At 44.5% G+C, this 20903-nt stretch carries 18 protein-coding genes and 1 riboswitch; of the genes, 8 read left to right on the forward strand and 10 right to left on the reverse strand.

Annotated features, from left to right (window positions below; all coding sequences use genetic code 11):
- Positions 1-18: 18 nt before the first annotated feature.
- Together AZ46_RS20150 and AZ46_RS20155 are read right to left on the reverse strand one after the other, a co-directional pair.
- Complete coding sequence (locus AZ46_RS20150) at positions 19-1062, reverse strand: ribonucleotide-diphosphate reductase subunit beta (RefSeq protein ID WP_029283583.1); 1044 nt, start codon at positions 1060-1062, stop codon at positions 19-21.
- 17 nt (positions 1063-1079) lie between these two features.
- Positions 1080-3350: a ribonucleoside-diphosphate reductase subunit alpha gene (locus AZ46_RS20155; RefSeq protein ID WP_029283585.1), complete on the reverse strand. Its 2271-nt coding sequence runs from the start codon at positions 3348-3350 to the stop codon at positions 1080-1082.
- A 185-nt stretch (positions 3351-3535) separates the two neighbouring features.
- Positions 3536-3718: riboswitch (cobalamin riboswitch) on the reverse strand.
- A 207-nt stretch (positions 3719-3925) separates the two neighbouring features.
- Here AZ46_RS20155 and dat point away from each other — a divergent pair.
- Positions 3926-4783, forward strand: coding sequence for a D-amino-acid transaminase (gene dat, locus AZ46_RS20160; RefSeq protein WP_029283587.1), 858 nt, complete (start codon positions 3926-3928; stop codon positions 4781-4783).
- 37 nt (positions 4784-4820) lie between these two features.
- Here dat and nhaC read toward each other — a convergent pair whose 3' ends face one another.
- Together nhaC and AZ46_RS20170 are read right to left on the reverse strand one after the other, a co-directional pair.
- Positions 4821-6197 (reverse strand): Na+/H+ antiporter NhaC, encoded by a 1377-nt coding sequence (gene nhaC, locus AZ46_RS20165; protein WP_029283589.1) that lies wholly within the window; start codon positions 6195-6197, stop codon positions 4821-4823.
- A gap of 217 nt (positions 6198-6414) precedes the next feature.
- On the reverse strand, positions 6415-6930 hold the full coding sequence (locus AZ46_RS20170) for a universal stress protein (protein ID WP_051827417.1): 516 nt from the start codon (positions 6928-6930) through the stop codon (positions 6415-6417).
- Between the two features lie 187 nt (positions 6931-7117).
- Between AZ46_RS20170 and AZ46_RS20175 the strand changes: the two genes are divergently transcribed.
- On the forward strand, positions 7118-9445 hold the full coding sequence (locus tag AZ46_RS20175; RefSeq protein ID WP_081870258.1) for a transglycosylase domain-containing protein: 2328 nt from the start codon (positions 7118-7120) through the stop codon (positions 9443-9445).
- A gap of 550 nt (positions 9446-9995) precedes the next feature.
- Here the strand turns inward: AZ46_RS20175 and AZ46_RS22230 are convergent.
- Both AZ46_RS22230 and AZ46_RS20180 read right to left on the reverse strand, forming a co-directional pair.
- Positions 9996-10151: a hypothetical protein gene (locus AZ46_RS22230; RefSeq protein WP_168713779.1), complete on the reverse strand. Its 156-nt coding sequence runs from the start codon at positions 10149-10151 to the stop codon at positions 9996-9998.
- A 171-nt stretch (positions 10152-10322) separates the two neighbouring features.
- Positions 10323-10637 carry a hypothetical protein gene (locus AZ46_RS20180; protein ID WP_029283594.1) on the reverse strand — a complete coding sequence of 105 codons (315 nt, stop codon included), beginning with the start codon at positions 10635-10637 and terminating at the stop codon, positions 10323-10325.
- Between the two features lie 508 nt (positions 10638-11145).
- On the opposite strand from AZ46_RS20180, the gene AZ46_RS20185 reads away from it, so the two are divergent.
- Together AZ46_RS20185 and AZ46_RS20190 are read left to right on the forward strand one after the other, a co-directional pair.
- The gene (locus AZ46_RS20185) at positions 11146-12903 is read left to right on the forward strand and encodes an ABC transporter ATP-binding protein (protein ID WP_029283596.1); all 1758 of its coding nucleotides are present in this window, start codon (positions 11146-11148) and stop codon (positions 12901-12903) included.
- Positions 12900-14918, forward strand: a complete 2019-nt coding sequence (locus AZ46_RS20190) for an ABC transporter ATP-binding protein (RefSeq protein ID WP_029283598.1) — start codon at positions 12900-12902, stop codon at positions 14916-14918. Before AZ46_RS20185 ends, AZ46_RS20190 begins: the two co-directional genes overlap by 4 nt.
- A 45-nt stretch (positions 14919-14963) precedes the next feature.
- Here the strand turns inward: AZ46_RS20190 and AZ46_RS20195 are convergent, their stop codons facing one another.
- Entirely contained in the window at positions 14964-15575 is a 612-nt protein-coding gene (locus AZ46_RS20195) for an NAD(P)-dependent oxidoreductase (RefSeq protein WP_029283600.1), read from the reverse strand.
- Between the two features lie 182 nt (positions 15576-15757).
- Here AZ46_RS20195 and AZ46_RS20200 point away from each other — a divergent pair, with 182 nt between their 5' ends.
- Genes AZ46_RS20200 through AZ46_RS20210 form a run of 3 tightly spaced genes read left to right on the forward strand, consistent with a single transcriptional unit; the run spans position 15758 to position 18011 of the window.
- A complete protein-coding gene (locus tag AZ46_RS20200; RefSeq protein WP_029283601.1) occupies positions 15758-16570 on the forward strand; it encodes an amino acid ABC transporter substrate-binding protein in 813 nt (270 codons plus the stop codon).
- Positions 16557-17258: an amino acid ABC transporter permease gene (locus AZ46_RS20205; protein WP_029283603.1), complete on the forward strand. Its 702-nt coding sequence runs from the start codon at positions 16557-16559 to the stop codon at positions 17256-17258. The genes AZ46_RS20200 and AZ46_RS20205 overlap by 14 nt, the downstream gene beginning before the upstream one ends.
- Before the next feature lie 15 nt (positions 17259-17273).
- Positions 17274-18011, forward strand: a complete 738-nt coding sequence (locus AZ46_RS20210) for an amino acid ABC transporter ATP-binding protein (protein ID WP_029283605.1) — start codon at positions 17274-17276, stop codon at positions 18009-18011.
- 18 nt (positions 18012-18029) lie between these two features.
- Here the strand turns inward: AZ46_RS20210 and AZ46_RS22045 are convergent, their stop codons facing one another.
- Entirely contained in the window at positions 18030-18173 is a 144-nt protein-coding gene (locus AZ46_RS22045) for a hypothetical protein (RefSeq protein WP_158001682.1), read from the reverse strand.
- Between the two features lie 618 nt (positions 18174-18791).
- Positions 18792-18998: an alpha/beta-type small acid-soluble spore protein gene (locus AZ46_RS20220; protein WP_029283608.1), complete on the reverse strand. Its 207-nt coding sequence runs from the start codon at positions 18996-18998 to the stop codon at positions 18792-18794.
- 258 nt (positions 18999-19256) lie between these two features.
- Between AZ46_RS20220 and AZ46_RS20225 the strand changes: the two genes are divergently transcribed.
- Positions 19257-19505, forward strand: coding sequence for a hypothetical protein (locus AZ46_RS20225; protein ID WP_029283610.1), 249 nt, complete (start codon positions 19257-19259; stop codon positions 19503-19505).
- Positions 19506-19714: 209 nt separating this feature from the next.
- On the opposite strand, the gene AZ46_RS20230 is transcribed toward AZ46_RS20225, so the two are convergent.
- Complete coding sequence (locus tag AZ46_RS20230; RefSeq protein WP_029283612.1) at positions 19715-20827, reverse strand: ABC transporter ATP-binding protein; 1113 nt, start codon at positions 20825-20827, stop codon at positions 19715-19717.
- Positions 20828-20903: the final 76 nt, after the last annotated feature.

Genomic DNA, 20903 nt, shown 5'->3' on the forward strand with positions numbered 1-20903 from the left:
GCGTTTTTTACAAATGATTTACAAATCATCAAATCCGTTGTCAATTGAGTTGACCTTTGTATACTGTCTTGACTTCTGCTCGAAAAAGTCTGATTTTCCGAGGTCAACCTCTTCGTAGGCCTTGATCCATTTCAGCGGGTTTGTCCGGTTTGCTTCAAACGGACGCTCAAAGCCCAGCTGATTGCATCTTAAGTTTGCATAAAATTTAATATAATCGTCCACATCCTGCATATGGATGCCGTCGATTTTGTTCCCGATAATGGTGCGTCCCCACTCGATTTCAAGGGTGGCTGCTTCTTTAAAGGTTTTCTGAACGAATGCTGCCAGCTCAGGTGTATCATACTCCGGATATTCGCGGAGAATTTCCTTGAAAATTTTCACGAACAGATCCACATGAATTTGCTCATCCCGATTAATATAGTTAATCATCGTGGAGGTGGCGACCATTTTTTGATTACGCGCGAGATTATAAAAATACGCGAATCCCGAGTAGAAAAAGAGCCCTTCAAGAATGACGTCATACACAATCGATTTCAGCAGATTCAGTACATTCGCTTCCTCAGCAAACGCCTGGTAGCCGTTTGTCACAAATTCATTTCTCTTCCGCAGCGTCGGTTCGCTGCGCCAGTATTCAAACACTTCATCCTGAACATGCTTTGGAACGATGCTTGATAAAACATATGAGTAGGAATGGTTGTGGATGACTTCCTGCTGGGCGAGCATAATCATCAGGGCATTGATGCTTGAGTCTGTGATATACTCCGCTACTTTTCCGGCATAATCAGTCTGGATGCTGTCAAGAAGGGCGAGAAGGCCGATGATTTTAAGAAATGCCTCCTGTTCGTCACCTGAAAGTTCGGGAAACTGTTTTATGTCCCCCGACATGTTGATCTCAAACGGCGTCCAGAAATTGGAGAGCATTTTCTTGTATTTTGCATAAGCCCAGGGATAGGATACGTCGTCCCAGTTTAAAACATTGGAGCTCCTTCCATTAATGATGGAAGTTGAACGGTTTGGTGCAGAAGCGTCCATGATCGGACGCGCGTTCAATGAATGTGTCATATACGATCTCTCCTTTATCAGCTTGCGCAGGATTCGCAGTCTTCGATATCGCTTGATGTTGACCGGACGTAGTAAGTGGTTTTAAGACCCGCTTTCCATGCTGTCAGGTGCAGGTCGAGCAGCTCTTTTGCTTTTATGGTGTTGCGGACGTAAAAGTTAAATGAGACAGATTGATCGATGTGCTTTTGTCTGGCTGCGTTCTGTTTAATGCTCCACATCTGGTCAATCAAATAGGCTGACTTATAAAACCAGGTGGTTTCTGCATTCAAGTCCGGTGCAGTAACAGGTATTTTGTAGTCTTTTTTCTCTTCAGAGTACATTTTTTGAAAAATAGGATCGATGCTTGCCGTGCTTCCCGCGAGAATCGATGTTGAAGCATTCGGGGCAACGGCCATTAAATATCCGTTTCGGATGCCGTTTACTTTAATCTTTTCTGAAAGCTCATCCCATGGCATAGAGTCAGATGTATAGTTTCTGTTCTTAAAGTAGTCGCCGGTATGCCAGCCTGAACCTTCAAAGACAGGATAGGCGCCTTTTTCTTCAGCAAGCCTCATGCTTGCCTGAATCGTGTAAAAGGCTATTTTTTCATAGAGTTCATCTGCATACTGAACGGCTTCTTCGTCTTCCCAGCGCAGACGCTTAAGAGCAAGAAGGTGGTGCCATCCAAAGGTTCCGAGGCCGACTGCACGGTACTTTTTGTTTGTGAGCTTAGCCTGAAGAACGGGAATGTCATTTAAATCGATGACGTTATCGAGCATTCTGACCTGAACGTGGATCAGCCGCTCAAGCACATCATCTGACACAGCGCGGGCAAGGTTGATGGAAGAGAGGTTGCACACAACAAAATCTCCCGGTGTTTTAACAGTAATGATTTTGCCGTCTTCTGTATACTGTTCATCCATTGTTGTCGGGCTTTGGTTCTGAGTGATTTCTGTACAGAGATTGCTGCAGTAAACCATTCCTTTATGCGCATTGGGATTTTTCCGGTTCACTTCATCCCGGTAAAACATAAAGGGGGTCCCTGACTCAAGCTGGCTTTTCATAATGCCCTTCATAATGTCAATTGCAGGAACGGTAGTTTTTGAGAGTTCCGGATGATTGGCGCATTCCCAATATTTTTCGCGGAACGACCCTGCGCCTTTTTGCTCATCATAATAATCTTCCAAGGAGTAACCCATGACTTTCCGAACTTCATGAGGGTCGAACAAATGCCACTCTCCGCGGTTTTCAGCCTGTTCCATGAAAAGGTCCGGCAGGCAGACGCCGGTGAAGAGGTCATGTGTGCGTAAACGCTCATCCCCGTTGTTCAGCTTGGAATCAAGGAAGGAATAGATATCCTTGTGCCAGACGTCGAGGTAAACGGCGATCGCACCTTTTCTTTGCCCGAGCTGATCCACGCTTACCGCCGTATTGTTCAGCTGCTTCATCCACGGTATGACACCGGACGATACTCCTTTAAAGCCTTTAATATCACTCCCGCGGCTGCGGATTTTCCCGAGATAAACGCCGATGCCTCCGCCTGATTTTGAAAGATTGGCAATGTCTGTGTTGCTGTCGAAGATGCCCTGCAGACTGTCATCAACTGTATCAATAAAACAGCTGGACAGCTGTCCGACAGGCTTTCCTGCGTTTGACAAAGTCGGAGTCGCAACGGTCATATATAAATTGCTGAGTGCCCAGTACGCTTCTTTTACAAGCTGGAGGCGGTGTTCCGTTTTCTCCTTTGCCATCAGCGTCATGGCGATGACGAGATACCTCTCCTGGGGAAGCTCATAAACCGACTTGTCATAATCTCTCGCAAGATACCGGTCAGAGAGTGTCCGGAGCCCGATGTATGTAAAAAGCTTGTCTTTGTCATGGTCAATGACTTCTGAAAGCTGTTCAATTTCTTCTTCGGAATAAGAGTCAAGAAGGTGTCTGCTGTAGATGCCTTTTGCTGTAAGGGTTTTAATCAGCGACAGAAAGGTGCCGCCTCCTGATTCCCTGTTATATGCCGCTTCTTTATACAGCTTTTTTAGATAAATCCGGGCACAGAAAAAGGTCCATTCCGGCTGAAGCTCACTGATATTTGAAAGGCCTTCGAGAATGAGCAGGTTGGTCACCTGAGAGGCAGAACAGACAGTCCGGCCTTCCATGCTTTGAACAGCTCTTTCGGTGTATGTATGGAGGTCAAGCTCTTTAAAATCTTTTCCGGTTTCAGAAATAAAGTCAGTCAGCCGCTGCGGTGAGAACGGGGCTTTTTCGTTTGTCAGTTCGTTTACGATGACAGTGGTTATTTTGGTTGCCATAAGACATCCTCCTCATTTATAGTTCGGATTTCCGTATAACGGTCATTGATCTTTCAGGAAAAAAACTGCGGAAAATCAAAAAAACCGCCCATGAGAACATGAGCGGATCAAACGATAGAATAAGAGGGTGCACGCATCCCTGTTACTGGCCATCGTTTCATCTCCTCAGTCCCCGAAGAATTCGAAACTTCTGCAAATCTAAGGCAGGTCTCCTGACTTGTGATCACTCTGCGCTGAGTCCTTCCCATACATTTCTCTCGTACAGTGGTATTCCCAGTTCGTCACACTTACAGTTGCGGGGACAGTTCCGGATTTGCACCGGATTCCCTTTTAAGCCAACATGTTGGCACCTTAATTCGCTGATTATTTCAATATGTGGTATGTAGTTTTAGTAGTAAAATCAATATGTTGTGTTGTTTGATATTCTCATCATAAATGACATGGGTTATAATTTCAACTGAAATCTATGAAAATGTCGAAAGAAAAATAGAAAACCATTTTACAGTTCAGCGTGTTTCATCATACCATAGGTTAAAGGGAAGGTTACACTAAGTCTTATAAAAAGGAGATTTATCATGTACATACTTGTTAACGGCGAATATAAAAAGCGTGATGAAGTAGCGATTGATCTTGAAGACAGGGGCCATCAGTTCGGTGACGGGGTTTACGAGGTCATCAGGGTATATGATGGGGCATTTTTTGCGATGAAGGAGCATATGGAGCGGTTCATTCGAAGCGCAGAAGAAATCAAAATCGACCTTCCATATACGATAGGGGAGCTGACAGATCAGCTTGAAGAACTTCTCCGCCTGAATAAGACAGAAGACGGCGGTATCTATATGCAGGTTACAAGAGGAGCTGCCGCAAGAAAGCATCTGTTTCCTGGCAAGGGTACGGTTCCTGAATTAACGGCCTATCCAATTCCATGCTCAAAACCGGCAAAAGAGCAGGAGGTAGGGATTTCTCTCAGCCTGCTTGAAGACGTGCGCTGGCTCAGATGCGATATTAAAAGCCTGAATCTGCTGGGCAATGTCCTAGCAAAACAGGAGGCACATGACCGCGGGGATTATGAGGCGCTCCTTCACAGAAGCGGTATGATTACAGAGGGTTCTTCCTCCAATTTCTACGGGGTGAAAAACGGAAGTGTGTTTACTCATCCTGCGAATAACCTGATCCTGAATGGTGTTACGAGAATGAAAGTAGAAGAGCTTTGCAGACAGAACGGAATTGAGTTTCTGGAAGAAAGATTGAGCACTGAAGGTCTTGTCTCTCTTGATGAAGCATTTATCACATCTACGACCAGTGAAGTGATTCCTGTCATAAAGGTTGATGAAGGAAAGATTGGAGAAGGAATTCCAGGCCCGGTCACAAGAAAGCTTCAAAAGCTGTTTGATGAACTGATCGCAAAAGAAACGAAAGTGGTCGAGAAATAATAATAAAAATCCCGCCTGGTTTAGGCGGGATTTTCTGCTAGAGTGTATGTTTCCTGACAGGCAGGAATCCAAAAAGGACAGAAAACAATGGAGACAGGTAGAGAAAGAACGCAAATGGCAGGTACGCTATGACGTCCACACCGAGTGTCTGCGCGAAAAAGGCTCCGCTTACTCCCCAGGGAATAAGGGGATTGATCAGTGTTCCGGCATCTTCAAGGGATCTTGATAAATATTTCTTTTCAACGTTCAGTTTTTCATAGGCCGGTTTAAACGACTGACCGGGAATGAGTATGGACAAATACTGCTCTCCCGTTACGAGATTAACTCCGATTGAAGAAGAAATAGTTGCAAGGATCAGCTGCCCTTTGACTTTAATTCTCTCAATCAATCCGTTTAATAAAGTCTGGATCAGCTGCATTTTATCCATCAATCCGCCTAAAGCAAAGGCGATCATAATCAGCGAAATGGACCACATCATAGACTGAAGCCCGCCGCGGTTAAGCATTTGCTGGACGGTTTCCTGCTGAATATCAAACGCTGTTCCATTTTGCAGAACGGCTAAGAAACCGGAAAGATTTGTCCCGTCCTGAATGAGGAGACCTGTGATGCCGGCCGTTGCAATGCCTGCTGCAAGAGCAGGAATAACAGGAACCCGTGAGATGGCAAGTCCAATCACAATCAGAGGAGAGATCAAGGTCCATGGACTGATTGTGACGTGCTCTTTCATGACCGTCATAATTTCCTTAATGTTATCAAGTGTTGCTCCGTCAGCAGAAAGAGTTGTCCCCATATACCAGAAAAGTGCTGCTGTTATCGCATAAGCGGGAATCGTCGTTTTTGCCATATGGCGGATATGAGTAAAAATATTGACTTCAGCCACACCTGAGGCAAAATTCGTTGTATCTGACATCGGCGACATTTTATCCCCGAAGCATGCCCCGCAAATAACAGCCCCTGCAGCCCATTCAACGGGAACTCCTGCGGCAATGGCCACTCCCATAAGAGCAACTCCGACTGTACTGACCGTTGTAAAACTGCTGCCCACAAGACTTGAAATAATGGTGCAGCATAAAAGAGTCAAAATCAGGAGGTACGCGGGATCTATGATGGACAAAGCGGCCATCATGACAGTAGGTATGGTTCCGCTGAACATCCAGGCTCCAATAAGAATCCCGATTAAAGCAAGAATAATAATAGGCTGAACACCGGATTGAATGCCTTTTACAATCCCGTCCTCAATTTCCTTCCAGGAGTACTTATAAAGAATGGCTGCGCCGCTTAGAAAAACAAGGCAAAGCATCAGCGGAAGATGCGGTTCTGTTTTTAAGTAAAATAAACTGATGAAAATAATGCCGATCATCGATAAAAATAGAATCACTGAACCAGTGAATGAAAGTGATTTTGATTGACTCATAAATTGAAATTCCTTCCTTTTATACTTAAACGCTTTTATGCTTTTGTGCATAAAAGTATTATATCAGTCTATTGATCTATGTCAACTGGTGATAAAAGTAAATGGAACAGGATTAAGCAAGGGACGAAAAAACCCCTGAAACTTTGTTTGTGTCAGGGGTTTTTAAGTGTTTAGCTCTCAAAAAAACGGATGCTTAAAAAAGCACCCGTTAGCACATTTATTTTGCAATCAGCACTGAAATATTTGACTGATGATGCACTTTATCGCTTACTCCGCCGAAAAGCAGTTTTTTAAGGCCGCCTGAATCACTGTTGCCCATAATGATGAGGTCAGCTGCATGTTCATCGGCAAATGAAAGGATGGCATCTGCCGGGGAGCCTGACAGAATCTCAACGTCTCCGGTTGCCTGGTTCTCATCAAGCTTCATTCGAATCCTCGACGAGACCTCATCAGAATGGTCGAAGTGGTCATTTTTAGGCTGATCATCAAACTGGCGTGCCGCATCAGGGGCAACCGGATAGTTCTGAAGGTTATCAGTCAGGTAACCGTTTGCAGGAGCACTCGGAATACCGGGTCTGACGCCTCCAGTATTCATGGCATGCTCTGCCTGATAGACGTGAACAACAGTTAATCGTGTTCCGAGCTGCTTGCTCAGCTGAATTCCTTTAGTTAGAGCTGCTGAACTTTCATCCTGTCCGTCATAAGCTACTACAATGTGGTGAAATGTATCCAAGTTCATTCATTCCTTTCTTTTGGCAGATGATTTCATATTTTTGAAATACCCTGATATTTCCTTGGGAAAACGTTCATCTGTCAGAAATTTAGCTTAGGCGGACAGATTTTTTCATAATTAGGCGTACACCTGTTGTAATTGGGGTAATAAAAGATAGGATTTATTTTTCTATATCAGGGGGTTATCCATGTTTAAGTCACTATTTTCCATAAAGGGTGTGTTCATGAAACTGCTCATCTTCGTGCTGCTTTCAGTCATCCTTGTCTTTATGGTGCACAACTCAGTTATTGCATCGCAGGATGTCAGCAAATTAGAGGAACGAGCAAACGCCCCGACCATTATTTATGATCAAAACGGAGAAATCGCAAGCAAAATCTCAAGCTCCAAACAGGAATGGGTCAAGTATGAAGATGTGCCCGAACACTTTTACGCGGCGCTTCAGGCAACAGAGGACCAAAATTTCTACAAGCATAACGGGATCGATTATATCGGAATTGTCCGCGCTGCATTCAAGAATGTGCTGGCGGGAGGAGTTGTCGAGGGAGGAAGCACGCTGACACAGCAGCTTGCCAAAAATACCCTGCTTACTCACGATCAGACATTTAAACGGAAATTTGATGAGTATTTTATCTCGCAGAAAATTGAAGATGAATATTCAAAGGAAGAAATCCTGGAACTATACGTAAACAAAGTTTATTTCGGAGAGGGTGCCTGGGGACTTAAGCGGGCTTCAAAAGTATATTTTGGAAAAGAGCCTGCAGATCTGACCCTGAACGAATCAGCGATTCTTGTCGGTCTGATTAAAGCCCCGACGAATTATTCACCAGTCAAGAATATGGAAAAGTCTCTCGACCGGAGAGACGTCGTTCTGAAACTGATGAAAGAAGAAAACGTGATTACTGAAGAAGAAATGAACGAAGCGAAAAAGGAAAAAGTCGTTCTTGAAAGAAAAGAACTGGATCAATATAAAGGCCGCTACCCTTCGTACGTAGATCACGTAATTGAAGAAGCGATCAAAAAATACGGATTGACGCAAAATGAAATCCTTGCCGGCGGGTTTGAGATTCATACCGAACTGCGCCAGGACATGCAGTCATCGATCGAAAATGTGTTTAAAGATGATGCGAACTTCCCTGACCTGGGAGGAGATCAGCTGGTGCAAAGCGGTGCCGTTCTCCTGAACCCTAAAACAGGAGGAGTCCAGGCGCTGATCGGCGGCCGCGGAGAACATTCATTCAGGCAATTCAACAGGGCTACACAGCTGAAGAGGCAGCCGGGTTCGACGATGAAGCCGATTTCGGTTTACACGCCCGCTCTTGAAAACGGAATGACCGTTAATTCCAAGCTTGAGGATAAACCTCTGGATATTGACGGATATCAGCCAAAGAATTTTGATGGATCGTACCATGGCGAGGTTACCATGTATGAAGCTTTAATAAAGTCTCATAATGTGCCCGCTGTCTGGACATTAAACGAAATAGGCGTGGCTAAAGGTGTAGATGCAGCCGAGCGCTTCGGACTGCCGATTACCGAAAATGACCGCAACCTGAGTCTTGCACTTGGAGGACTTGATAAAGGGGTTGCACCGCTTAACATGGCCGAAGCCTATTCCGCTTTTCCAAATGACGGCACGCGCGTAGAAGCTCATGCGATCACGAAAATTGTTGATGTGCAGGGCAACACCATTGCGGAATGGAAAAAGAAAGAAACAGAAGTAACGACTAAAGAAGTAGCTCAAACGATGACACACATGATGCTTGGGGTTGTCAAAGAAGGAACTGGTAGAAAAGCTGCTCTCGAAAAGCATGAGCTTGCGGCGAAAACAGGGTCCACCCAGCTTGGCATCGACGGCATCGATGGGACTAAGGACCAATGGGTTGTCGGATATACACCGAACGTAGTTGGTGCGCTGTGGCTCGGCTACGATCAGACAGATGAAAATCATTACCTGAAAACATCAAGCAGTGCAACAGCTGCACCGCTTTATAAAGTCATTATGGATGCAGCCCTGAAAAACGAAAAGCCTGAAGACTTTAAACTCGCTCCAATAAAGAAAGAAGAAAAGAAACCCGTGAAGAAAAAAGATACGGGCAAAGAGGAAAAAGAAAAGAAACGGGCTGAAGAAAGAAAAAAAGAAGCTGACAAAAAGGCAGAACAAGATGCCAAAGCAAGAAAAGAAGAACAGGAACGGCTGAAGCAGGAAGAAAAAGCAAAAGCCGATGAAGAAAAGAAACAAGCAGAAGAGAAAAAGCGCCAGGACGAAGAAGCTAAAAAAGCAGCACAAGAAGAAGCGAAAAGAGCAGAAGAAGAGGCGAGGAAAGCAGAAGAAGAAGCACGAAAAGAAGAGCAGCGAAGAAAAGAAGAAGAAAAGAAAAAAGAAAAAGAAAAGCCGGCTGAGCCGCCAGCTGAGGAACCGGAAGAGCCAGCCGAGCCAAGTGAGCCGGCCGAACCGGAAGAACCGCCAGCTGAACCTGCTGAGCCTGCCGAACCTCCGGCAGACAGCGGGGGCGGTTAATATCAGACCGAACAGGGAGACTCCTGTTCGGTTTTTTTGCATGTCATGTGGAATAAAGCCATCAAACCGAAAAATGAGCGGCTTGATGGCACTGAACAGGCAGAATAGAACCATCAAAACCGAAAAATGATCGGCTTGATGGCACTGAACAGGCGGAATAGAACCATCAAAACCGAAAATGAGCAGCTTGATGGCCCTAAACAGGCAGAATAGAACCATCAAAACGAAAAATGAGCAGCTTGATGGCACTGAGCAGGCAGAATAGAACCATCAAAACCGAAAATGAGCAGCTTGATGGCCCTAAACAGGCGGAATAGAACCATCAAAAGCGTGAATCAAAAGCTTGATGGTTCTAAAAGGTCGTAATAGAACCACCAACATCATGAATCAAAAGCTTGGTGGCACTAATCAGGCGTAATAGAACCATCAAAAGCATGAATCAAAAGCTTGATGACACCAGCTCCCGTCACAGCCAGCACAAAACAAAACGAAAAACTAAACACAACAAAAAACCGCATCCTTATAGACGCGGTTCTCAAAACTCTCTATCCTAAAACATTGGCATAATATACGTAATTAAAAACCATATAATTCCGAAGAAAATAACAAGGTATGCTGTGTATTTAATAAAAGTGGCGCCAAGAAGGCTGTTGTTTGTCTTATGCTCTTCTTTTCGTTCAACATTCACTTGTTTGTGCTCAGACATAAGGTTCCTCTCCCTTATTGGTTTTTATAGGATAACGTTAAGCAGCCAGCCGATAACGACGATTGCTCCAATTACGATTAAAATAGTTCTGATCATGGCAGCGGTCTCCTTTTCTGTGGTGGATTGAAAACAGGGTGTTCTGACATTATCTTTTGTAATATCCCTGCAGCTTTATACCTTTACTTTTTCAGCTGTATTCAGAAAGCTTGATGTAAAGCGTGATTCTGTTGAGCAGATGTCATCCATTTCAGCAAGAAGCTCGCTTGGACTTTCACCGTCAATTAAAACTTTTATCTGCTTTGAGCTTGACGTCATAAGAGAGAACGTTATCAAAGAAGGAAGTTTTGAAACATCCACAATGCTTCGTCTTCCAGCTATGAAATACACCTTCCCGCTATAATTTTTGGCAAGCTGATTCAAACTGATCAGCTGGTCCATTCTGAATGGATTCTGAGTACAAAGACTTGTGGATACTAACTGGCTCATCATGTTCCTCCTTTGATTTTCCTATGTCGTTTGATAGTGTTCTTTACCTTATTTTTAAGATGTTGAAACCTTTCTTTATAAAAATGAGAAAAATAGCGAAAAATCTTAATTGACAAAATAATGAAGCAAATGGTAATCTATTTTAGGAATAATATCAAGAAATTGGCAAAGGAGGGGTACAACATGAAAAAGTTCATTGCACGTCAGTTCGATCGCAAAAACCGTTTTTATGCAGCCCCGCCTTGCCTTACGGCTATTTAGAGTTTTATCTCTAAATAAAGATAAGAAAAAGGCACGGGGTATGCTGCACTGTATACTCATGTGCCTTTTTATGTTTGTGTAAAAAGGCAGATCTCTAAACAGAGATGTGCCTTTTTTATATTTTTTAAACAAAAAGAAGGAGGAAATGAAATGAATGTTTGGGTAAGCAAAGCTGAAAAGCGCGTGAAGAAAGGCGATCCGGAAAGCGGCTAGTCACTTAATAGGAAGTTTTAGGGGAGATGAAAGCATGTTTGCAGTTTTAGTGAAATTAGGATGGTTTTTTAAGAAGTACTGGAAGCGCTACACAGCAGCGATTATTCTGCTTCTCGTTGTAAATGTTCTGGAGATTATTCCTCCAAAGCTTCTCGGGAACGCGATTGATGATATTCAGACAGGGAATTTTACGAGTGATTTGCTTGTGGAGTACATTGTCTTATTCATCGGTCTTGGTGTACTTGTCTATTTTTTATCATACTTCTGGATGTACAGTTTATTTGGCGGAGCTCATCTCGCTGAGAGGATTTTAAGATCCAAGCTGATGGGCCAGTTTTTGGTCATGACTCCGCGTTTTTATGAAAAAAACAGAACGGGTGATTTAATGGCCCGGGCGACAAACGATTTAAAAGCGATATCGACTACAGCCGGCTTTGGAATCCTGACACTGGTTGATTCAAGCATGTTCATGCTGACGATCCTTTTGACAATGGGGATTCTCATCAGCTGGAAGCTTACGTTTGCCGCCATTCTTCCTCTGCCGATCATGGCAATCGCCATGGGAATCTACGGAAAGAAGATTCACACGCGGTTCACGGCTGCTCAAGATGCCTTTGGCGATATGAACGATCAGGTGCTGGAATCAGTGTCTGGAGTAAGGGTCATTCGCGCATATGTTCAGGAACAGGCTGATGTGAACAGATTCAACGAATTGACTGATGATGTATACAAAAAGAATGTTCATGTAGCCAAAATTGATGCCTTGTTTGAACCTACGATTAAGCTGCTTGTCGGCATCAGCTACTTGATTGGTCTCGGATACGGAGCGTACCTTGTTTTCCATAATGAAATTACACTTGGTGAACTGGTTTCCTTCAACGTTTACCTTGGCATGATGATCTGGCCGATGTTTGCGATTGGCGAGCTGATCAATATTATGCAGCGCGGCAATGCCTCGCTGGACAGAATTAATGACACTCTTTCCTATGAGCCGGATGTGAAAAATGCCGATCATCAGGTGCAGGTAGGTTCGCCTAAATCCATTGAGTTCAAAAATGTCACATTCCGTTATCCATCATCAAATGTGGGGAATTTAAACGCCGTCAGCTTCTCGGTCAAGCGGGGAGAGACAATCGGGATCGTCGGCAAAACCGGCAGCGGCAAGACAACGATTGTCAAACAGCTTTTGAGACAATATCCTTCAGGAAGCGGCGAGATTTTGATATCCGGTGTTCCGATTGAGAAGATCCCTCTTGAAACGCTGCATCGGTTTATCGGGTATGTCCCGCAGGATCATGTTCTTTTTTCAAGAACGGTAAGAGAGAACATTCTTTTCGGGAAAAAAGACGGATCAGATGAAGAACTGAACAAAGCCATTGATCTTGCGTTTTTCAGAAAAGATCTTGAGATGCTTCCAGAGGGGCTGAACACGCTCGTCGGAGAAAAAGGAGTCGCGCTGTCAGGAGGCCAAAAGCAGCGGATTTCCATTGCCCGTGCTCTTCTGATAGATCCTGAAATTCTAATTTTGGATGATTCGCTGTCAGCCGTAGATGCAAAAACGGAAACGGCCATTATCTCGAATATCCGCAGCGAGCGTGCCGGAAAAACAACCTTTATTACAACGCACCGCCTGTCTGCGGTTGAGCATGCGGACTGGATTATTGTCCTTGATGAAGGAAAAATCATCGAGGAAGGCAGGCACGAATCGCTGCTTGCCAAAAACGGCTGGTACAAGGAGCAATTTGAACGCCAGCAAATTGAAGCTGAAAATGAAGGCGGGGTGGGAGCATGAGCACAGGAAAGCGATTATTCCGCTATGCAGCCCTTTATAAAAAAACGCTGATCGCAGCTCTTCTGATGCTTACGGTTGCCGTAGGCGCAGAGCTGACCGGTCCTTTTATCGCCAAGAAAATGATTGATGATCATATTCTAGGCATCGAAAAAACATGGTATGAAACAGAAAAAGGAGAGCAGACGGCTGCCTATAAAGACTCCTTTTATAAACGGGAAGATTATTTTGAGCCGGGTGAGGAAAAAGGGGAAGAAGTGCACATTCTTCAAGTGCAGCGGGATTATTATTTTATCCCCGGCGAGCTCCAGTTTGACGGAGAACGCAGAGCTGAAGGAAATACAGTCACCATTTCAAAGGGAGAGCAGTCCGAGTCCTATCAGGGAACGAAGCTGTCTTCTAAAGAGCTGTTTGCTTTTTATGAACCGGAAATCGGGGGGCTGCTGACGTTAATTTTTGTCTATTTCGGCCTGCTTGTTTTTGCCTCATTCTTTCATTACGGACAGCGGTATTTTCTGCAGGTTACAGCCAATAGGATTATCCAGAAAATGCGCCAGGATGTTTTTGCCCATATTCAGAGACTGCCGGTCGTCTATTTTGACAACCTTCCTGCAGGAAAAGTCGTCGCAAGGATCACAAATGATACTGAGGCGATCAGAGAGCTGTTCGTGGCGGTTCTGTCGACGTTCTTTACAAGTGCGATTTATATTACAGGAATCTTTGTTGCGTTGTTCCTCCTTGATGTGAAACTTGCTTTGATCTGTATGGTCATCCTTCCGATTCTTGCTGTCTGGAGCGTGGTATACAGAAAATATGCATCAGACTACAACCATAAAATCCGGTCGCTTGTCAGTGATATTAATGGAATGATTAACGAATCCATCCAGGGGATGACGATCATCCAGGCGTTCCGGAGACAGGAAGAAACAAAAGCTGAATTTGAAGAGATGAATGATTCGCACTTTCATTATCAGAATAAGCTTTTGAGCCTGAACTCCCTGCTCTCCCATAACATGGTGGGATTTATGCGGAACTGTGCGTTTGTTGCGCTGATCTGGTATTTTGGGGGCGCCTCAATCGGTGTCGGCTCCATGGTATCAATCGGAGTTCTTTACGCATTTGTTGATTATCTGAACCGGCTTTTTCAGCCGATTACAGGCATTGTCAATCAGTTTGCCCAGCTTGAAACAGCACGTGTCTCAGCAGAAAGAGTTTTTACGCTGCTTGATGAAAAAGGGATTGATGTCAGCGAAAAGAAAGAGCCGCGCTACAAGGGTGATGTTACATTTGAGCATGTTTCGTTCGGCTATAAGGAAGGCGAATATGTCCTGAAGAATATTGACTTCCAGGCAAAACAGGGCGAGACGGTTGCGCTTGTCGGCCATACTGGCTCTGGAAAAAGTTCGATCATGAATCTTCTCTTCCGCTTTTACGACTGCAAGGAAGGGAAAATCATGATAGACGGAAAAGACATCATGTCGATGCCGCGTCAGACTGTGCGGGAGCATATGGGGATTGTGCTTCAGGATCCGTTCCTGTTTACCGGAACCATTGCCGCAAACGTCAGTCTGAACAACCCTGCGATTTCCCGTGAGCAAGTTGAAAAGGCACTCACTGATGTAGGTGCTGACAAACTCCTGAAACATTTGCCGCTTGGCTTCGATGAACCGGTTATTGAAAAGGGAAGCACGCTTTCATCAGGACAGAGACAGCTCATTTCATTTGCCAGAGCACTTGCATTTGATCCTGCGATCCTGATTCTCGACGAAGCAACGGCGAGCATAGATACCGAAACAGAAGCGGTCATCCAGGAAGCGCTTGAGGTGCTGAAAAAAGGAAGAACAACCTTTATCATCGCCCACAGACTTTCAACGATTAAGAATGCAGACCAGATTCTTGTGCTCGACCGCGGCGAAATTGCCGAGCGGGGCAGCCATGACGAGCTGATGAAACAAAAAGGCAAGTATTATCAAATGTATGAACTGCAGCAGGGAAAACAAAATTCTCTTGCAGGTTAAAAAAGAGCGTCCTTTGCGGGCGCTCTTTTTTGTGTCGATTAAGTTTCAGTAAGCAATTCCAACGCGTTTTTTCACATAAAGATCTTCCGCAAGCACTTTATAGGCAAAATACCCCGTATCTTCCGCAGAAATTTGTTTTCCGTCTTCAGGAAGAAAATCTTCCGCCACTCTGAATTCTTTTGTCAATTGGCCATCCGGCAAATAGGTCGGACACACGACAGTCCATTCCAGTCCTGATTCTTTCAGGGACAAATAGGCATTTAAATGTTCGTTAGCTGCGCGGGTCAGCGTTCTGCGGGACTCGCCGGATTGAAATCTATACAGATCAGGTGACGTTCTTGCCTGCAAAATCCCTGCTGTTCCGATTGTAATAATTCTTTTGATGCCTTCTTTTTTCATAGCTGAAATGATCAGAGGCACAGCAACTGTCAGTGTATCATTGCCGTCAGTGCCAAGGCAGCTTACGACTGCCCCGCAGCCGGTCAGCGTTTTTTCGATGCTTGCAAGCTCTCTTGCATTTCCCTCAATAATTTGAGCATGAGCCTCAACTTGCTGAGGATCACGGGCCAGCATCCTCACATGGCGGTTTTCCTCTAAAGCTGTTTTTAAGAAAGCTCTGCCGACTCTTCCGGTTCCTCCGAATAATGCAATGTTCATCGTATCAGTCTCCAGTTCTTTTCTTTTAGTGTACTTTAAAATCCCCTCAGAATAAAACATACACAGCCAAGAACTGGTTACACTAAAAAGGCGAAAACAAATAGATTGACAGCCATATGCAATCCGAGTAATATTCTAACGTAATGATTATAAAATCCGATAAGGTTACTGGGGGTTTAAAAATGAAGAGATTTTTTAGTTTACTTGCACTTTTATCAGTTTCAGCACTGATTTTAACTGCCTGCGGAACAGGCGGCGATAAAAAGAACGGGGGAGAGCAGGCTGGTGACGCCGGACTATACGATAAAGTAAAAGAAGAAGGCGTGCTTGTGATTGGTACAGAGGGTACATACCCGCCGTTTACGTTTCATGATGACAGCAACAAACTGACAGGATTTGATGTAGAAATTGCACAGGAGGTTGCTAAACGACTTGGCGTGAAAGCTGAGTTTAAAGAAACACAGTGGGATGCCATGTTTGCAGGCCTTGATGCCAAGCGTTTTGACATGATTGCAAACCAGGTCGGCATTAAGCCTGAACGCGAAGAGAAGTATGCATTCTCTGATCCGTACATTTCATCTGCAGCTGTACTTGTCACACACAAAGACAACAAAGACATTAAGTCATTTAAAGATCTTGAAGGCAAAAAAGCCGCACAGTCACTTACAAGCAACTACGGAGAAATTGCGAAAGAAAACGGAGCTGAGCTTGTAGGCGTTGAAGGGTTCACACAGGCAATTGATTTAATTAATTCTAAACGTGTTGATGCAACCATCAATGATAAGCTTTCTGTTCTTGATTTCCAGAATCAGCGCAAAAACGCACCGATTCAAATCGTGGATGAAAGCAAGGATGCTGCACAAAGCGGTCTGATGTTCCGCAAAGACAGCGGAAAATTAGTGGAAGAAGTCAATAAAGCACTTGCTGAAATGAAAGAAGACGGCACGTACAAGAAGATTTCAGAGAAATGGTTTGGCGAAGATGTATCTGAATAATATTTTTGCAGATCCTGAACGTTTAGAACGTTTGGCTAATATTGCACAAAGTTCCCTTCTCCCTTTGGTGAAGGGAGCTTTGTATTATACCCTGCCGCTTACGCTTATCACGTTTACAATCGGACTGATTTTAGCCGTCCTGACAGCTCTTGCGAGAATTTCAACGGTTAAGCCGCTTCAGTGGATCGCACGGTTTTATGTTTCCATTATCAGAGGCACGCCGCTGCTCGTCCAGCTGTTCATTATCTTTTACGGCCTGCCGAGTATCGGGGTGACGATCAGCCCGTTTATCTCGGCCATTATCGGCTTCTCTCTGAATGTAGGGGCCTACGCTTCTGAAATTATGAGGGCGGCGATTCTGTCAACACCGAAAGGCCAGTGGGAGGCGGGATACTCGATTGGAATGAGCTATTCCCAGACACTGAAGCGCATCATTCTGCCGCAAGCGTCGAGGGTTTCAATACCGCCGCTTTCCAATACGTTCATCAGTCTGGTGAAAGACACGTCGCTTGCTTCATTAATTCTTGTAACAGAGATGTTCAGAAAGGCTCAGGAAATTGCTTCAACGAATTATGAATTTCTGCTGATGTATTCCATGGCAGGACTCTTGTACTGGATCATCTGTTTTATCCTTTCTGTCGTTCAGCAGCAGATTGAAGGAAAGCTGGACCGCTATGTTGCAAAATAAGAAAGGAGAATACGCATGATTTCAATGAAAGAGCTGCATAAGAGCTTTGGTGAACTGGACGTTCTAAAAGGAATCGATCTTGATATTCCAAAAGGGAAAGTAGTTGTTGTCATCGGTCCTTCAGGTTCAGGCAAAACAACGCTGCTTCGGTGTTTGAACGTGCTTGAGGTGCCGAATAAAGGCAGGATTACACTTGATCAGCAAACACTTGATTTTACGAAGCCTGTCCCTAAGAAAACCATTACACAATTCAGAAGCAATACAGGAATGGTTTTTCAAAACTATAATCTTTTTCCTCATAAAACAGCCCTGGAAAATGTCATTGAAGGGCCAGTGATTGTTAAGAAAACAGACAAAGAAACAGCGAGAAAAAAAGCGAAGGTCCTGCTTGAAAAAGTCGGCCTGGGAGACAAAATGGATTTCTATCCGTTCCAGCTCTCAGGCGGTCAGCAGCAGCGTGTAGGCATTGCAAGAGCTCTTGCGATGGAGCCTAAGGTTATGCTGTTTGATGAACCAACCTCAGCACTTGATCCTGAGTTAGTGGGCGAAGTACTGAAAGTAATGAAGGATCTCGCAAATGATGGAATGACGATGGTTGTCGTAACGCATGAAATGAGATTTGCAAAAGAAGCAGCTGATGAAGTGATCTTCATGGACGGGGGAGTCATAGTCGAACAGGGCACACCGGAAGCCTTGTTCAACTCGCCAAAAGAAGAACGGACCAAAAAATTCCTCAGAAAGCTTGAAGAGTAGGCGGAAAGCCTGCTCTTTTTATTTTGCCGCCAAACGCTCAAGCAGCTCTTTTTTTTCCTGTTCAAAATAATACACTCGGGGCATGTTAAAATGGACAACCATCTCATGCGCAAGACTGACACAAACAAAAGTGACCGCTTTCCAATCAATCGCTTCAAGCATGGAGCATTCTCCTCATGGACGTTTTCTCTATATATATGGAAACAGGAACTTGTTTGATACTAGCGTGAGGAAACTACTTTGGATCATAGGCAGAATGATGATGAACAGTTCTGCTTTTAACAAGTACAATCAGAAATTTAGTGGACCAGTTAGAAAAGAGTATATCGGAAATGGATGAACTGTATCTAACTTAAAACACCAGTGGACTGAAGCGGAAGGCACTTGACTCCTTGTCCAGCTGCAGCGCCCAACTCCTCTGTCAGAACAAAATCCCCCAAAAAGTCAAAACCGGACTTTTCGGGTGATTTCTTATCTGACTGCCGGAGCAAAACGGGCGCTTCCGCTTTTCTAAGGGGATGAAGAGGGCGCTGAAGATCAAGCAAGCGCAGCGAGGAAGCTTCAGGCACTCCCCGCGGAAAGCAAGTGACTGGAGCGCAAGGGAACGGGTATGATTTGGAATCTACATGATCATAAAACAGCCTGCCAATAAGAAGAGAGGAGAAGTTCACGTCTTCTTTAGCTTAAAAAGTATCTAGGAATGGATAAACTTCAAAGTAAATAAAGAAGACCCCGGCAGAATGCCGGGGGTCCTTTAAGCCATGTTATGCAGTTGTGTTATTAGAATTTTCCGCCCATGTTAGATTGAGCGTAAGAAACTAAACGCTTAGTGATTTCGCCGCCAACTGAACCGTTAGCACGAGCTGTTGTTTCTGGTCCAAGGTTTACTCCGAACTCAGAAGCGATTTCGTACTTCATTTGATCGATTGCTTGTTGTGCACCAGGTACAACTAGTTGGTTTGAAGAATTGCTGCGTGATTGTGCCATGTAATAACACTCCTTGATGTAGTATAGTTTTTTTTGGGTTCTCTGGAGTTGCACCAGTGCATGAGGTCCATGGCCGTCTCGGCTAACCCACTATGTTAGCTGGCAGCGGGTTGTTCGTTGCTGTTACTAGGTATTATGGGTAGAATGGGCGGTATTATGCACGAACCTGAAATGGTAAATATTATGGAAAATTGCATGTTACATAAAGTAGAAGAAAGTAAGGGAAGATAGAAAAAAACTCGTCCGCAGGTGATTAGAATGAATATGTGTCCGCTATGCAATGGATTCAGCGATGAAGCAAGCGCTGCAAGCTGTCCAAACTGCCAGACGCTGATGATCGATCATGGGAAAATGACAGATTACCTTGATGAATACAGTGCGTATATGGAGATTGATACAATGAAGCTGTTTGACGGAGTGCGGGAATCACTTGAAGCACACCGCTGTGTGCATTTGTTTTCCTGCATGAACTGTCTGCATGAAGAGGCTAGGGAGATTCAGGAATAATTCAGCATAAAAAAACTGCCTGAGCTGTCTCAGGCAGTTTTTGCGCTTCCGCTTTTCTTATTTCGCAAAACAATTAAGTTTTGCGCTTCGATGTCTAGCTCCACCGTCCAACTCCTCTGCCAGAACAAAATCCCCCAATAAGTCAAAACCGGACTTTTTGGGGGATTTCTTTTCTGTCTATCGGAGCTTACCGGACGCTTCCGCTTTTCTTATTTTTCGCTCGCAGGACGAATGCGCTGCTCTGAATCTTTATCGAAGAAGTGAGCTTTGTTCATATCAAGCGCAAGCTCAATGATTTGGTCAGGTGCTACATCTGTGCGTGAATCAACGCGTGCGATGAAGTCCTGTCCGTCAATTTTGGAATAAAGCATTGTTTCTGCACCCATAAGCTCAGAAACTTCAATTTTAGCCTGGATTTTTGATCCTGCAGATGAATCGATGAATACCGGCTCATCGTGGATATCCTCAGGACGCACACCCATGATCAGTTCTTTTCCTACATAGCCCTGTTCGCGAAGGTATTTCATTTTTCCTTCTGGAACAACAATTGATTGAGTGCCGATTGCAAACTTTCCGTCAGTCAGTTTGCCTGTAAAGAAGTTCATGGAAGGTGAACCGATGAATCCTCCAACGAAGAGGTTCTCAGGCTTTTCATATACTTCTTTAGGAGCTCCGACCTGCTGGATGATGCCGTCTTTCATAACAACGAGGCGTGTTGCCATTGTCATTGCTTCAGTCTGATCATGCGTTACATAGATAGTAGTCGTTTGCAGACGGTGGTGAAGCTTTGAAATTTCAGCACGCATTTGAACGCGGAGTTTAGCATCAAGGTTTGAAAGCGGCTCATCCATTAAGAATACTTTAGCGTCGCGGACGATTGCGCGTCCAAGTGCAACACGCTGGCGCTGACCGCCTGAAAGTGCTTTTGGTTTGCGGTCTAAGTACTGATCAAGGCCAAGAATGCGGGAAGCATCTTTCACGCGGCGGTCGATCTCGTCTTTAGGGAATTTGCGAAGTTTCAGTCCGAATGCCATGTTGTCGTATACAGACATATGCGGGTATAGCGCGTAGTTCTGGAATACCATCGCGATATCGCGGTCTTTAGGAGCAACATCGTTCATGCGTTTGCCGTCGATTGAGAAATCTCCGTTTGAGATTTCTTCAAGACCTGCAATCATGCGAAGAGTTGTTGATTTACCGCAGCCTGACGGGCCTACGAATACGATAAATTCTTTATCCTGAATATGAAGGTTGAAATCTTCAACCGCTGTTACTTTGTTGTCATATACTTTGTAAATATGGTCTAATTTAAGCTCAGCCATGTGAATCCTCCTCTGAAGTGAAAGCGTTTTATTTATAGATTCAGTGTAAGCCATTTCAGAGGATAAGCCTATGGAC

The organism is Metabacillus indicus LMG 22858, from assembly GCF_000708755.2.
In the GTDB taxonomy this organism is placed as follows: Bacteria; Bacillota; Bacilli; order Bacillales; family Bacillaceae; genus Bacillus_P; species Bacillus_P indicus.

Excerpts from the sequence above, each read along its gene's own strand:
- AZ46_RS20150 (WP_029283583.1), bottom strand. The coding sequence starts at position 1,062 with ATGACACATTCATTGAACGCGCGTCCGATCATGGACGCTTCTGCACCA.
- AZ46_RS20175 (WP_081870258.1), top strand. The coding sequence starts at position 7,118 with ATGTTTAAGTCACTATTTTCCATAAAGGGTGTGTTCATGAAACTGCTC.
- nhaC (WP_029283589.1), bottom strand. The coding sequence starts at position 6,197 with ATGAGTCAATCAAAATCACTTTCATTCACTGGTTCAGTGATTCTATTT.
- AZ46_RS20210 (WP_029283605.1), top strand. The coding sequence starts at position 17,274 with ATGATTTCAATGAAAGAGCTGCATAAGAGCTTTGGTGAACTGGACGTT.
- AZ46_RS20155 (WP_029283585.1), bottom strand. The coding sequence starts at position 3,350 with ATGGCAACCAAAATAACCACTGTCATCGTAAACGAACTGACAAACGAA.
- dat (WP_029283587.1), top strand. The coding sequence starts at position 3,926 with ATGTACATACTTGTTAACGGCGAATATAAAAAGCGTGATGAAGTAGCG.
- AZ46_RS20220 (WP_029283608.1), bottom strand. The coding sequence starts at position 18,998 with ATGGCACAATCACGCAGCAATTCTTCAAACCAACTAGTTGTACCTGGT.
- AZ46_RS20205 (WP_029283603.1), top strand. The coding sequence starts at position 16,557 with ATGTATCTGAATAATATTTTTGCAGATCCTGAACGTTTAGAACGTTTG.
- AZ46_RS20180 (WP_029283594.1), bottom strand. The coding sequence starts at position 10,637 with ATGAGCCAGTTAGTATCCACAAGTCTTTGTACTCAGAATCCATTCAGA.
- AZ46_RS22230 (WP_168713779.1), bottom strand. The coding sequence starts at position 10,151 with ATGTCTGAGCACAAACAAGTGAATGTTGAACGAAAAGAAGAGCATAAG.
- AZ46_RS20200 (WP_029283601.1), top strand. The coding sequence starts at position 15,758 with ATGAAGAGATTTTTTAGTTTACTTGCACTTTTATCAGTTTCAGCACTG.
- AZ46_RS20185 (WP_029283596.1), top strand. The coding sequence starts at position 11,146 with ATGTTTGCAGTTTTAGTGAAATTAGGATGGTTTTTTAAGAAGTACTGG.
- AZ46_RS20195 (WP_029283600.1), bottom strand. The coding sequence starts at position 15,575 with ATGAACATTGCATTATTCGGAGGAACCGGAAGAGTCGGCAGAGCTTTC.
- AZ46_RS20225 (WP_029283610.1), top strand. The coding sequence starts at position 19,257 with ATGAATATGTGTCCGCTATGCAATGGATTCAGCGATGAAGCAAGCGCT.
- AZ46_RS22045 (WP_158001682.1), bottom strand. The coding sequence starts at position 18,173 with ATGCTTGAAGCGATTGATTGGAAAGCGGTCACTTTTGTTTGTGTCAGT.
- AZ46_RS20190 (WP_029283598.1), top strand. The coding sequence starts at position 12,900 with ATGAGCACAGGAAAGCGATTATTCCGCTATGCAGCCCTTTATAAAAAA.
- AZ46_RS20230 (WP_029283612.1), bottom strand. The coding sequence starts at position 20,827 with ATGGCTGAGCTTAAATTAGACCATATTTACAAAGTATATGACAACAAA.